General features: G+C 58.8%; 10 protein-coding genes. 6 read left to right on the top strand and 4 right to left on the bottom strand.

Features of this window, described 5'->3' with window-relative positions; translation table 11 throughout:
* Positions 1 to 2: 2 nt before the first annotated feature.
* The 3 genes from BUB69_RS02750 to BUB69_RS02730 are packed head-to-tail and all read right to left on the bottom strand — an operon-like array spanning position 3 to position 4,725.
* Positions 3 to 1,763, bottom strand: a complete 1,761-nt coding sequence (locus BUB69_RS02750; protein ID WP_073162169.1) for an ATP-binding cassette domain-containing protein — start codon at positions 1,761 to 1,763, stop codon at positions 3 to 5.
* Positions 1,760 to 3,517, bottom strand: coding sequence for a glycosyltransferase (locus BUB69_RS28150; protein ID WP_175561632.1), 1,758 nt, complete (start codon positions 3,515 to 3,517; stop codon positions 1,760 to 1,762). Before BUB69_RS28150 ends, BUB69_RS02750 begins: the two co-directional genes overlap by 4 nt.
* Positions 3,514 to 4,725 (bottom strand): hypothetical protein, encoded by a 1,212-nt coding sequence (locus BUB69_RS02730; RefSeq protein WP_175561631.1) that lies wholly within the window; start codon positions 4,723 to 4,725, stop codon positions 3,514 to 3,516. The genes BUB69_RS28150 and BUB69_RS02730 overlap by 4 nt, the downstream gene beginning before the upstream one ends.
* Before the next feature lie 175 nt (positions 4,726 to 4,900).
* Here BUB69_RS02730 and BUB69_RS02725 point away from each other — a divergent pair, with 175 nt between their 5' ends.
* Positions 4,901 to 6,079, top strand: a complete 1,179-nt coding sequence (locus tag BUB69_RS02725) for a nucleotidyltransferase family protein (protein WP_073162167.1) — start codon at positions 4,901 to 4,903, stop codon at positions 6,077 to 6,079.
* A 99-nt stretch (positions 6,080 to 6,178) separates the two neighbouring features.
* Complete coding sequence (locus BUB69_RS29050; RefSeq protein ID WP_073162166.1) at positions 6,179 to 7,555, top strand: sugar transferase; 1,377 nt, start codon at positions 6,179 to 6,181, stop codon at positions 7,553 to 7,555.
* Here the strand turns inward: BUB69_RS29050 and BUB69_RS02715 are convergent.
* A complete protein-coding gene (locus tag BUB69_RS02715; RefSeq protein WP_073162165.1) occupies positions 7,470 to 8,429 on the bottom strand; it encodes a class I SAM-dependent methyltransferase in 960 nt (319 codons plus the stop codon). The genes BUB69_RS29050 and BUB69_RS02715 overlap by 86 nt on opposite strands.
* A gap of 118 nt (positions 8,430 to 8,547) precedes the next feature.
* On the opposite strand from BUB69_RS02715, the gene BUB69_RS02710 reads away from it, so the two are divergent.
* From BUB69_RS02710 to BUB69_RS02690, 4 genes are all read left to right on the top strand, one after another.
* The gene (locus tag BUB69_RS02710) at positions 8,548 to 9,750 is read left to right on the top strand and encodes a lipopolysaccharide biosynthesis protein (RefSeq protein ID WP_073162164.1); all 1,203 of its coding nucleotides are present in this window, start codon (positions 8,548 to 8,550) and stop codon (positions 9,748 to 9,750) included.
* 145 nt (positions 9,751 to 9,895) lie between these two features.
* Positions 9,896 to 11,116, top strand: coding sequence for a hypothetical protein (locus BUB69_RS02700; protein ID WP_141121807.1), 1,221 nt, complete (start codon positions 9,896 to 9,898; stop codon positions 11,114 to 11,116).
* Complete coding sequence (locus BUB69_RS02695) at positions 11,113 to 12,042, top strand: NAD-dependent epimerase/dehydratase family protein (protein WP_073162161.1); 930 nt, start codon at positions 11,113 to 11,115, stop codon at positions 12,040 to 12,042. The genes BUB69_RS02700 and BUB69_RS02695 overlap by 4 nt, the downstream gene beginning before the upstream one ends.
* Positions 12,043 to 12,053: 11 nt before the next feature.
* Positions 12,054 to 13,439, top strand: a complete 1,386-nt coding sequence (locus BUB69_RS02690) for a hypothetical protein (RefSeq protein ID WP_084537029.1) — start codon at positions 12,054 to 12,056, stop codon at positions 13,437 to 13,439.
* Positions 13,440 to 13,445: the final 6 nt, after the last annotated feature.

The raw sequence follows: 13,445 nt of genomic DNA, 5'->3' as shown, positions 1-13,445 counted from the left end.
AACTACCCTGTAAATCCTGCGACCTGATCGCTCTGTCGATCAGGCGTAAATACGTCCAATGTACCGTTAGTCATCAGCAAGTTGCGCTCGGTGTAATGCAGGGCACTCAGTCGGTGAGTGATCAGCAGAACCGCCAGATCAGGCCGCGCGGCGCGCACCTGTTCCAGAAAATCACGTTCAGTTGACTGATCCAGAGAAGCGGTTGCCTCATCGAGAATCAGCAACGAGGTTGCATGAAGCAAGGCGCGGGCCAGCCCGATGCGCTGACGCTCACCGCTGGAAATATTTTGCTCGAAAAATTCGACGGCGGTGTCCAGGCCTTCCGGAAGGCGCTCTACCAGCAATGCTATTTGCGCGAAACCTAGGGCCTCCATGACCTTCGAGTCAGTACACGCTTGCCCCAGGAAGGCAACGTTGTCCCGCAGCGTCCCGGGGATCAGTGTCGTGACGGCCCCTGCATAGCCGATACCCGAGCGCCTCCCGCCAACCGACCGCCAATGGATATGCCCCTCGCGTGGTTCCAGCTCTCCGATGAGCAGGTCAACCAGCGTCGATTTGCCAACCCCGGACTGGCCCACCAGCCCGACCCACTCGCCCTTGCGCAGGCACAGATTCAGGCGGCGAATGATGTCCTGATCCGCACCCGGATGGGCGTAGTACAGCGATTCACAGACCAATAATTCTTCCGTTTCACACTCTCTTTGGCTCGAAGCGCGAATCACTTTTTCAACGTTTACCGGCCTATCGGCGGTCATGTGCTCCAGCGCAGGACGGGAAAACCTGATGACTTGCAAACTGGTCAGAATGCGTCGCAAGCCTAAAATCAAACGCATTCCCACAGCAGAAAAAAGCGCAAGCAAATGGAAGTCTGCTTGCCAGGATCGTTCGGTGATCACCAGCACCGACGCGCCAAGGATCAGCAGGAAAGTCAGTTCCATGACCGGTGCCTGAACATCCATAAACGTCCGCTCTCGTGCGCTGTCGCGGGCAAAACGCCTCGCCAGAGAGCGATAACGGTCAAGCACCGCAGGCATGCGCCGGTAAAGCCTGATCTCGCGAACGCATCCAACCGAATCAGTCACCCACCGTTGCATTAACGTATTGAGTTTGAATTTCTGATCCTGTTGCCTATCTACCAGCTTGCGCGACAGCAAATTGCCCAGATACGCGATGCCCAGCAATGCCAGAATCAGCACCGAAGAAGCGAATGGTTCAATCACCAGCAGAGCGCACAGCAGAAGGCTGACCAGGGCAATTTCTGTCAGCACATCCAGGCTCGGCAGAATCACTCCTGCAACTATTCGGGGTACTACAAAGTTGACAGCCACGTTGCTGCCTTGTGCGTGAGCCTGCGGCCGATAACGAGCCTGCGGCAGTAACTCTTGTGTCAGCACTTGCATGGACACCAGTAACGTCCACTGATCCATCAGGCGGCCACGTAACCCGAGCAGTAAAGGAATCAGCAGCCCCTTGCATAGCACCAGAAGAGCCACCAGCACGAGCAATGGCGATACCACACCAGTGAAAGGGCCTTCAACAAAGGCTTCAATCTGCGCGTACCAGCCACCTGCGGCTCTGTTCACGGGCAGAATCACGGTGAGAACGGCTGCCAGCAACAGTGCAGATATCGCATCAAGGCCGGCCTTTCCTGCCAGTATCGAAAGCATCGACGTGATGCTGGCCCTGGTGGCGCCGCAACCTCTGACAAAGCTCAGGGCGCGGGACGGAATGCGCAGTAATGAAAAAGGTTGGCTGACGCTCATGAGTTCACGGCAATCAATGATTTGGGTAGCCCGATAACACGCTCCCGGATGATCCGCGCCTCAGGCAGCATCGCCTGAAATTGGCGGCGGGTTAACAGCTGAGCGCTGTCTACCAGCGCGCGTGCTTCTGCGCCATTGCGAGCACGGGGCCAGTGACCCAACGCCACGCGTTGCACCAGCCAGGTGCGCAGCCAGTACGGTGACCAGTGAAACAGCGGGGTCATGCAATGGGGTTCAAATGGGCACCAGAAATCCGGGGTCTGGATGAAATAGTGCTCCGCAACCCGCTTCATCTCATGAGCGAATTTTGTCGCTCGAAGCGCGCCCCCGACATGCTCGATGACAGAGTTGGAATGCGCCACATGGAACGCCCCGTCTTCGTAGGCACTCAAGTCGCATCCATCGCCTTGTACCAGGGTGAAGCGCGGATGACTGGCCACCTGGCGCACGGTGCCAAGGTTAACCAGTGTGATCGAGACGCGACGGGCATCCAGATACTCAGACGGAACGATGTTCCAGTAACGCACTGTCCCACCCACATCGATCAGATTGACATGTCCATGGCGCAGATAAGCCTGATCGATCAGCGCCAGCAACGGGCCGATGCGTTTGGCACGCAGGCGCGAACCCAGCGAGTGAGGATTGTCATAGTTGCTCAGATGCCTTGCCAGGCGCTTCATCAGAGACTGCGAGGGGCGGCGCGCTGTTGCAAGATCAACATAAACGGCAGCCAGTTGGGGGGCCTTACGCTGCCAGGTGAAACCCTCCTTGACCGCTTCGATGACCGCGTCCGGAACCGCGCCTAGAGCGGTGCGGGCAACACACTCAGACAGCGCGGGAATGTCTGCAACCGCAAATAGATGCTCCCAGCCTACCGCGTCAGTGATAGACCGGCAGCCGTCTATGTCCGAGCAAGCGATGGGCACACCGGCCAACAGGGCTTCGAGCACCACCGTCGGCATGCCTTCGCGCTCGGAAGCCAGCACCATCGCATCGCAACCGGCCATCATTCGTTGTGTAGCGTCGTCGTCCTGCCAACCGTGGAAACGCACGCGATCGGCAAGCCCTGACTGCAGAGCAATGGCTTCAAGTCGTGAGCGATCCTCGCCCCGGCCAATGATGTGCAGCACTGCATGCGCCAGAGATGAAGTCGCCAAAGCCGCAATGACGTCATCAATACGCTTGACCGGATCGAGTCGACCCACTGACAACAGGGCTGGCGCTCCTGGAATACGCTCTACCGTCCACGGAGCTGATCGCCGCTGGTCATCAATGCAGTTGGGGATAATCATCACGCTGGCCGGATACAACCCACGTCGCGCCAGATCGGCAACCCAGCCCTGATGCAGCAACACCACAGCGCCAGCGCTGGCCACCAGTGCACGCTCAATGGTTTTGTCCCACAAGGTCTTGAGTAACCGACGCCACGGCGCGCCGGAGTCGTAGTAACAATGCGGTGTATACACCAATGGGACGCCACGCAGCCGGGCGAGTATTCCCGCCACGGCAGCAAATGGCGTGCGCGCACCATGGACATGCACAACGTCACTGGCGCCGATGAGCGCCCACAGGTGGCGATAACCGCCTTGCTTGACAGGACAGGGGGCACTGGCTGCCTCGACGGTGGGTGCCAGGATATTCAGCGCAATCTCGTGGTTGCCACTCAGTGCCTGGGCAAGCCCCTGGATATGACGCGCCACCCCGCTGGACAAGGGCTGAAATTCCTTGCTGACCTGCAAGACGTGTATCGTCACTGTCGGCACTCCGCACGCGACGGCACATCAATGTTCTGTAGCAATTGCTGAAGCCCTCCTGGCTGGCTGCAAAAACTGTCCTTCAACCACTGGCGCTGCGCCTCGGCCGCTTCACGACGAAAGTCGGCGTCCCCGATCAAACGATGATAAAGGGCGACAGCCTGCCCCGCCGTTTCTGCACGCAAAGGTGCCGCCAATAGGCTGCGGGCGGGCAGATTACCGTCAAGCCTGAGTTGCAGGGCCACCACCCAATGACCCGCGAAAGCAGCTTCAAGCATGGCGGTGGAGCAATACCCCATCATCAGGCACGAGCCACGGGCTCCAGGCGTTAACTCCGGGTGTGGAGGCCTGCGGGTCGCCATTGCTGCGCTGCCTGTATAAGACTGGCCTTCCTGCGGGTGTAAAAGGATCCTCGCTTGCGGTGCGATTTTCAATAATGCATCGGCAAAATCATGCAACGCCGCCTCAATGCCCTCCCCCAATACCTGGGCATGGGTCTGGGAGAGTAGACAGAGCCCGTCCGGTGCTATCAGCGGGTGTGACGCTTTTGTCTCTCGCCCAAGCGCATCATCGATAAGCTGGCTGGAGCGGCTATCGGCGGCATCGAATGCGCGTCGACTGCTGCCCCCCCATGTGAGGTACCAATCGGCGTTGGTGGGAAAGAATTCGTCAGTTGGCACGCCGTGCTGCAAACAGACAGCAGGCAGGCCGAGGCCGATCGCAGAGCGGCTCATCATGTCAAAGTCATTGTGCAACAGAAGTACGCCACGGCTGCCAGTCAAGGTTCTTCTCAGGCTGCCCTGCCACAAACGACGCCGGGCCACACAACTTGCCAGCACCAGCGGACGGGACCGAACCAGGTTGACGACAAACACCCGCAAGGTTGCCAGCAGCGTCGCGGCGTCTACTCGTGCCGGACGCACGATACCGAGGCTGGATGGGAACAGATCGGACGAAAGGCGTGGGTGGGCCAGAACCACGGGCCGATACCCCGCCGCTGCCACTGCAGAAAGGCTACGTTCCAGAGTCCCCCAGCCGCTGGCACCCTCTAGAGTCGAGAGCAGAATTGCCTGTGGCTGTGGAGTCTCTGTAAGGCTCTGGCTTTTACGCAGCAACAGTCGAATATCGCGCAGTAATGCCCCAACACCCCGCAATCCTGCCGAAAATCGCGTTCTGCCAGCCGTGAGAAAAAACAGTTCGTGACGCACATCAGTCGCTTCCTTGCCAAAACGCTTGCGCCACTCGATGGCGTGTTGCGCAAACGAATTCTTCATCCAAAAAGAGGGGGTCATTGGTCAACATCACTGTTTTTGATAGCCTAACGCTACAGATGCTTGATTGACTTGCCAACTTTACTATTCAATTGAGTGTCACTCACTGGGAATGGATGCCAGGCTCGCCATGTTAATTCGTCATTCCCATCCTGCGGCCAGCGACGCCGGTGACGCTGCCGTTGCGCAGCCGAAGTCAGGCGATGACCTTTTGCAGTTCACGTTATGGCTGATGGGCTTCGGTCCATCCGACATGCCGAACACCCCGCCTTCAGCCTCAGCCTCAGCCTCAGCCTTTGTCCGTCATCATGGCATTGCCGGCCTGTTAGTCAGCACACGCATTGACGCGCTTGACCTCCCGAACTCCATCGCACTGAACAACGAGCAGCGACGCATCGCATTGCGCTCTCTGCAACTGGGGGGCACTCTCAAAACGCTGGTAGCGGCGTTTGCTGCTCGTGATTTGAAGCCGTTGGCGCTCAAGGGTCCGGTTCTGGCCCTGCAGGCCCATGGATCACTCGGCGCGCGCGGTGGAGTGGATCTTGACCTGATGCTCGATGAGCTCAAGTGGCCGCAGGCTCTTGAGGTGTTGCACGACCTTGGCTACACACTCGCACCCGATCAGCACCTTCCCCTCCCCGCGGGCACCCATGAGCTGGTTCTGCTGCATCGCACCAGGCCCCGAGTGGAATTGCACCGACGGCTGCTGCGCCAGCGACACTTGCTCCAGCACACCGACGCGATGGCCTGCGATATCGACTTGCAGGGCACGCCAGTTGCCAGCCTGAAGCCGATGCATGCCCTTGCTTATCTGATTGCCCACGCCAATCAACATTGCTTTCGTCGCCTGATTTGGCTGATAGATATCCACGCGCTGCTTCAGCGACCCGACTTCGACGCCGCAGAGGCTGCGCGACAGATTAAGTTGAGTGGTACTCGCGCCATGCTGGACGCATGCCTGACGCTGCTGGAGCGATTTTTCGGCACGCAGGTGGCGAGCCCGCTGCAGCAAATGCGACGTCCTTGCCGGGCTAGCAAGGCCATGGTTGATCTGGCAACAGTAGCGATCTGCAACTCACTCTCTGACAATGAAGTCGCTGCACGTCTGGGCCCCCTCAAGAGGGTCATGCTGGATGTTGCACTGCAAGACACCCCTAAAGGACGTTGGAATGCACTTGCCGGATGGCTGAGCCCTACCGGAAAAGACAGCAATTGGGTAATACTGCCACGGCTGCTGGCCTTTCTTTATCCTGCCGTTCGCCTTTACCGGCTTGTGATGCGGTCGCGCTGAAGGGATACCCGCAACGTTTTGCAGCAGGCCAGCACCCAGGGATTTCATGGCCATGGACAGAGTCGCCCATGGCCGGGATTTTAATAGCAGGACGCTAAATTGCCTAACCTGAATCACCCTATTCCGACTTCTCGGTACCTTGCACGCGGCCTGAGTATTGCTGCGACGGGCTGGCTGGCTAATGTCGCCCTTTCAGTAGAACTATGGGAATGGGTCTCGGTTTTCTGGTCAATCCTGACGATGCTGATTTTCGTGTGGCTGGACCGCACAATGCTGCGTCCCCAAGATCGACTTGCCGAGCGCATCGGGACTGATACTGGCCAACTCTTGATAAGCCTTGGACTGGTGTTTTGCCCGGCAGCCGTGTTCGGTCTGACGACGTCCTGGCAGTGGCCTGCGACATGGTTTGCCCTGGCGGCCAGCGGCCTGCTTCTGCTGACTACGTTCAATAACCGGATAGCAACCTGGCGCCCGCGCCGACCCAGAGCCTTGTTAGCTGGCGATGAATGGCAAACGGCTGATTTTCCATGTTCGTCAGGCTATGCGGCCAAGTGTCTGCCGCGACCGGATGCCATTGCCTGGCTCAATGAGGCGCAGGCTAAATCGGATGTCGACGACGTCGTGATCTTTGATCTACGCCTCACTGATACTGAAATTGAGGGATTGCTCGAGGCAATCAAACGTCAACCGCTTCGCCTGCGCGATGCTGGCCTGAACAGGCAAGCGGTACCCCAACCCTCTGCGTTGGTGACTGTGGGCAAGCGACTGTTCGATATGTTCTGCGCGGCGGTGCTGTTAACTCTGTGCGCCGTGCCGATGCTATTGATCGTTTTATTGATCAGGTTTCAGGATGGCGGGCCAGCGTTGTTTCGTCAGCAACGCTTGGGTCTGGACGGCCGATGCATCACCATTCTCAAATTCCGCAGCATGCTGGTCACGGCCGGCAGTGACCCTCTGGCTCCGCAGGCGCGCAACTGCGACCCGCGAATCACACCGCTGGGTCATTGGATGCGTTTATGGGGCATAGACGAGCTGCCGCAACTGCTTAACGTAATCAACGGTGACATGTCCATGGTTGGCCCACGCCCTCATGCCGTCGCTCATGACCTGCAGTACGGGGCGAAAGTTGCTGATTATGCTTTGCGGCGTGCAGCTAAGCCCGGACTCACCGGGCTGGCCCAGGTCCGTGGCATGCGAGGTGAAACCCGTGCCAGCGAGGACATGGCGCTGCGTATCAACGCCGACCTTGAATACATTGGCCGGCAATCGCTGTTCCTGGACCTCAGGATTTTATTTGCGACCCCTATGGCCCTTTTGCGTAGCGAACCAAGGCATGAAACCCGGGGGATGCCACAAAAAGACAGTGACGCCACAAAGCATTGGCCTGTGCTCAACGACCTTTCAACGACAACTTGCCAAGACGCAGAGCCGCACGTGGATAGCCATTGCGAAGACTCAAGGGGCGAATCTGCTTGAGAATATGTCCGATGGTTTCAGCCAGTCGCTGCGGTCTGAAAGGCTCGGCGGCCGCATCGTTGTTACCCAGTTGCGCATAGACTCTCAAGTTGCCCTCATAAATTCCATATGCCTCAGAAGCGCTGTGTTGCACCTTGAAGCCGTTATTACGCAGCAACGCTTCAAGGGTCTCCTGACAGAAATAGCTGCGATGAGAGATATGGATTTGCCACAACCCCAACGCGGACCATTTGGCACGGATATCGGGCACCTCGATAACCAGCCATCCTTGGGGATCGATTCGTGCAGCGATTTCTTGAAGTGCCTTGCCCGGCTCTTCCAGATGCTCCAACACATGAAACAAGGTGATCAGTTTTGGCATGAACGGCAGCGACGTTTCGGCACTCAAGCCTTGAGCCAGTACCTTGTCACCCAGACCCAAGGTCTGGACCGCATGTTCGCGCTGCGCGCCGCCCGGCTCCAGGCCCACATAGTGCGAACAGCCATGAGCTCGGCAGGCATCGAGAAAAAATCCGAGACCGGCACCAATATCCAGCACCGAATCGAAGCGCCCAATGACCGAGGTAATCTCGCTGTACCGGTAGCCGGCGATCAAGCGATAGTTCCACAGCAGGTCGGGCGGCGGCGGTTGCACCATCAGGCGGTGATAAATTTGCCGGTAAAACGTGTCCTGAGCTTCGCCACGCAATCCGCGAGCCAGATACACCAGACCACAGGCACGGCAGGCCGACAAATTCACTTCGAGAAAATAGCGGTCACGACGCCAGATCAACTGCGGATCATCGCTTGCACAACCCGGGCAGGAAAGCTTTACCAATTGTTGATTGAGTCTCAACAGATCGGTAATCAGGGAGAAACGCTTAGGGGCAGCCATCACAGTACTTTCACGAACAAAGAACGGAAATCTGCCCTGCGCGCTCACTCCATGCAAGCGCTAGTTTGGCCGCGACCTGAATGTCGCCCTATTTCTCAGGCACAACCAGGATCGGTGCATGCTGCATAAATGGTTACGACTTGCGCGCAGGCACGACCTCTGGCCGCAATGGAGTGCGTCGATCCTCTGCGCGATGATATCCCTCGGGCTGTCCGTACTGATCGCGCGATTCATGGGGCCGACATCATTTGGTAGCTACGCCTTCTGGCTCGGTATCGGCGCGGTCATGGGCATTTTCCTGGACGCAGGTTTCCGTACCTTGCTCCTGCGCGAGCGTACTGCCCCAACAGGAGGGTCGCAGTTCAAGCTTGAGAACGATGCTCCTTCCATGCTTGGCCACCTGCTGCTCATCGGCCTGCCGCTGGGGGCTCTTGCTGGGGTCGTCAGTGGGCACTGGAGCGGGCCAGGTGTTGTGCTGTGTTTTGCCGCGATCACCCTTGCCCAATGGTATTCCGCATGGCTGAAGGGGGCTGGGGAGTTCCAGCTTGAGGCAAAGTGGCAATTGGCAGGCAGACTTATCAGTGCCTCAGTGATCGTCGCGGCATTGCTGCTCTTCGATCCGGATCCCGACATTGTCTTCGTTGCCTGGGCGGTTGGGCTGCTGCTGGCCATACACCTGATGGGGCCAAAAGGGTCAATACGCGCAGCTTTACCCGCCGTGAGGCTTTACAGAGCGAGCCTCAGCTTTGCGGCGGTGGACCTGGCGACGCTGATTTACAATCGCGCGGATATCATTCTGCTCTATAGCCTCAGCGACGCCGCCGAAGTGGGCCGCTATGCGGCCGCTTACCGGCTTTATGACGGAATCCTGCTGCTCGCCGCACCTCTGACGCTGCTTCTGTTTCGGCGCATGCGACTGTCACCGGACTTGCGCCCTGAAATCCGTGCCATGGGTCTGGCTTTGGGTGCAGGCATCATGCTGTCGGCGGCTGGATGGCTGGTCGGCACGCCTGTGGCCGCGTATTTGTTTGGCACAGAGTTCACCCAAGGCCACCTGATCGGCTGGTTATTCTGCGCGCTGATTTTCGCCTTGCCCAATGGGGTGCTGACCCAGTGGGCGATAGCCAGGCATCAGGAACGCTACTACGCCTTGGCGGCCGCCGCCGCAGCGGTGTTCAATATTGCGATGAATGCGACCTTGATCCCTCAACACGGCGCACTCGGCGCGGCTTGGGCCACCACGGCGACAGAAGCCTTGCTGGGAGCCCTGTTACTGGCCCGTTGGTGGTGTTGCGAAACCGAGCGCGTCCGCACCCCCTGAGTGGAACCATGTGTGGCAGCGACGTACGGGCTAATTGCATGCAGTTGTTATCTATGGCAAATTCTCGCTACCTCGAAGCATGGATGTGCGAGCGCCTGGCGGTCGGACTGCGGGAGGTCTTTAGTTTCCCTTTCAGGTTGTATTCATGGATTCAACAGCGGCAGGACGCCCACAGCGGCTTCGTGATGATGAGATTTCTCTCGGCGAATTGATCATAGGCGTCCTGCGCTTTTATCAACGTTATGGCCGGTTACTGGTTATTCCCTCACTGGTTCTGGCCATCAGTTGCGCCTGGTGGATTTCCGGGCGACCGCTGTACGACGTATCGGCGATGCTGGAAGTCCCCGATGCCTCACTCGAAGAGTGGCGTCAAAGTCAGTCCTTTCTCTGGGATCAGCGTTGGGTAGCCCATACATTCGGCGACCTGGACGGCCAGACCGCCCCCATCCAACTCAAGCGCCTTGCGCTGACCCCCGTCTTCTGGACCAACACGGTTCGTTATCGCTCTGCACTCAACAAAGACGATATACGTGACGTGCCTGTCGCCGAAGTTCAGAAAACCCGCAGTCTGGGATTGGACCTGAGGCTGCGTGTAAAAGATGAAAATCAGGCGTTCCAGACATTCGAGTTATTGACCCGTCATGTTCGCCAGGCGTTACTGGCCAACAGCCTGATCAGCCTGACACGTGACGGTCAGCAGGCCCTGGCACGCAAACCGCTACTGAACCTTGAACTGTTACAGACGGACTTCCAGATCGGACAGGAGCGCCAGCGCATCGAGGATATGCGTCAGCTGCTGGAGCGCTACCCCGAACTGCGCCAGATGGAGAACACCACGGTCGTTTCGGTGAGTGATGGCGGCGGTAAATACCTGGCACCGCTTGCGCAGATTGTCGCGTTGGAAACCACTGTTTCAGAGCTACAGGCACGGTCCCGCAAAACCCGCCACGAGCTGGAGAAACTTGACTGGACCGCGCAATTGCTGACTGGCATGGACCAGGCGATCCGCAATGCGAGTTCCGGTGACGCCATCATTGGCAAATTGCGCGAGAATCGCGCCAGGCTTCTCGCTGACCACCCACAGCTTTCGTCAGGCGCTCAGGAAGTCGTCCAGGACATGGATCTGAAGCTGGCGCTGGCCGATGCTCGCCAACAAGCCATCGGCATCAAGACTCGTTCGGCACTTTCCAGCAAGCCGATCCTCGCCCGCCGTCCGTTCATGATTGGGCTGCTTGTTTTCGGTGTTGTTTTTGCCGGTCTGTCCACGTTGCTGGCGGTTCATACATGGCTGAGCCGCGAAGCCGAAGTTCTAGGCTGGTTGCCACGCCCTCTGCGCCGCTGGCTTATTGTCGAGGTGCCGTTATGATGCGCCTGCTCGTGACCGGCGGAGCTGGAATGCTGGGTCGCCGGGTGACTCGGCAATGGCGTGAGGCTGGCGGCGACGTTGCCGTGCTGGACAATCTGTCCAGCGGTTTGCCGATGCCAGAAGAAGCTAATCTCGCGGTCCGGGGTGATGTGTGCGACAGCGCGACGCTCACCTCGCTACTCAGTGACTTTCGCCCGAGCGCCATCATTCACCTGGCTGCTGTGCACCACATTCCCACGTGCGAGCAACGACGGGCACATTGTCTGGACGTCAATGTGGTCGGCACCGAACGACTGCTTGCGGCGGCGGAACACGCTGATGTCTCGCGAATAGTGATCGCATCCAGCGGCGCGGTGTATGCCTGGCAGGAAGCGGCACTCGCCGAACTGACCAGTCCTCTGGCACCGTGCGATAACTATGCGCTGAGCAAGTACAACAACGAACGGCAATTGCAATTCTGGACAGCGAGGGGCCAGCACATCGGCCGCGCAGCGAGGATATTCAACGCCATCGGCCATGACGACCCTAACGGGCACCTGATTCCCGACATTTTGAAACAGCTGCGCAGTGCTACCGACGGCCGTGTGCGGCTGGGCAACCTCACGCCCAGACGTGATTATCTGCATGCGGACGATATCGCTCGCGGCCTCATCGCCATGCTGCACGATACGCGGACGGACGTGGCATTCGACACCTTGAACCTGTGTTCCGGGGTCGAGCATTCTGTAGAAGAGCTGGTGGTGCAACTGGGCAAAATTCTGGACATGGAGGTTGACGTTGAAGTCGATCCCGCGCGTCAGCGTCGAGTGGATCGTCCCAGCCAGCTTGGCGACCCGAAGCGGACGCTCGATCTGCTCGGCTGGCGGCCGAGACTGAGCTTCGACGAAGCTCTGCGCAAAGTCGTATTCCCGGACGGCACGCAGTGACACCCGGCGCTATGCGTCCACTTGCGCAACCCGCCCAGGATCCACATGCGCTCTCCCCCGAAGCCCGGGCAGTCGACAAGTCGTTGCTGTTCGCTGCACTGGCTTACGCTTGCGGTCAGGTTGCCAACTTCGTGTTCCAACTGCTTCTGCTGGATCAGCTGGGGCCTTCGCAATACGGCGAGGCCGGGCTGGCCCATCTGGCGCTGATAACCCTCATTTTCCTTGCTGACCTAGGCTATTCGTCACTGTTCCTGCGTGAAGTCCGCAGTTCGATAAACTGGCAGCACACCTGGCGCTATGCCCTGGGGCATCGGCTGTTAGCGACGCTCGTGCTGCTGGCCGTCGTCACGCTGGGATGGCAGGTGTGGGGCAGCACCGGGGCCGGTCGTGACTACCTGTTCTGGGCCATTCCTGCCTGCCTGTTCGCATTGGTCAATTACTCTTCACCCATGATTGCCGAAGGCCGCAGTTTGGCGGGCTTGCTGGTCGCTCAAGTGGCCTGGCCGAGTGCATTGTTGATCTGGTGGCTGTTGCCTGCCGAGTCAGGCTTGTCGCCGGCGGCCACCGCCGGGCTTGCGTTTAGCCTTGGCTATCTGGCCCAGGCACTGACCAGTCTTGCCTGCAGTCGCCGGCATTTATCGTTATGGTTACCGAAGGCTGGCAAAGGTCAGATAGGTGCAGCGCTTCACCTGTCGCTGATCGGCATCTGCGGCACGTTGCATGACCGTCTCACCCCCTTTCTGCTGGCTCCTCTGGCGCCGGGATTTCTGCCGCTTCTGTTGATTCTGAATCACATCATGAGCGGGCTTTCCGGGATACAAGCCCAGCTTGCGCGATTGCTGCTGCCTGGAGCTGATACACCGCAAGGACAGCGCAAAATCGTGAATTCGGCGTCATTGCTCATGTGGGCAACGGTCGTGGCGTTGTTGATCGGCATACTCCTTCAGGATCTGCCGATGCTTGCTGAGCAACGCCAGTGGCTTGCACCGGCAGCCACGCTCGTATTGGCTTGGGGGGTGTCGGCATCCAGCGGTTTTTTCGCCACCTCACTGATCGGCGCCCGTCAGGAAAAGCCACTGTTGAGAGTACTGATGGCGGGAATGATCTGCAGTGCTTTGCTGCAGATCTGCGCGGCATGGATCGGCTCGGCAGACTACCTGGCAGGGGCCAGATTATTGGGCATGCTCGCCATGCTGACCTGGTTGCTGAGACTGCTGAGACTACGTTTCGGTCTCTGGGGCTGGGCTGCGCTGGCGCTGTCATTGCCAGCCTGCGCGATTGGCGCGGCAAGCGGGTCAGCAGGGTTGGCTGCCGCACTATTGCTCCCTGCCCTGTTTGGCCTGCTGCGCCAGGTGCCTTGCTATGTACCGGCGCGCAATGCGGATACATGCCCATGAAGCGCG

It is taken from the genome of Pseudomonas asturiensis, assembly GCF_900143095.1.
GTDB lineage: Bacteria > Pseudomonadota > Gammaproteobacteria > Pseudomonadales > Pseudomonadaceae > Aquipseudomonas > Aquipseudomonas asturiensis.
This window is presented reverse-complemented; position numbering and strand designations above follow the sequence as displayed.

Coding starts and splice junctions, on each gene's coding strand:
- BUB69_RS02725 (WP_073162167.1), top strand. CDS start 4,901: ATGGATGCCAGGCTCGCCATGTTAATTCGTCATTCCCATCCTGCGGCC.
- BUB69_RS02695 (WP_073162161.1), top strand. CDS start 11,113: ATGATGCGCCTGCTCGTGACCGGCGGAGCTGGAATGCTGGGTCGCCGG.
- BUB69_RS02700 (WP_141121807.1), top strand. CDS start 9,896: ATGGATTCAACAGCGGCAGGACGCCCACAGCGGCTTCGTGATGATGAG.
- BUB69_RS02750 (WP_073162169.1), bottom strand. CDS start 1,763: ATGAGCGTCAGCCAACCTTTTTCATTACTGCGCATTCCGTCCCGCGCC.
- BUB69_RS02690 (WP_084537029.1), top strand. CDS start 12,054: ATGCGTCCACTTGCGCAACCCGCCCAGGATCCACATGCGCTCTCCCCC.
- BUB69_RS02710 (WP_073162164.1), top strand. CDS start 8,548: ATGCTGCATAAATGGTTACGACTTGCGCGCAGGCACGACCTCTGGCCG.
- BUB69_RS02715 (WP_073162165.1), bottom strand. CDS start 8,429: ATGGCTGCCCCTAAGCGTTTCTCCCTGATTACCGATCTGTTGAGACTC.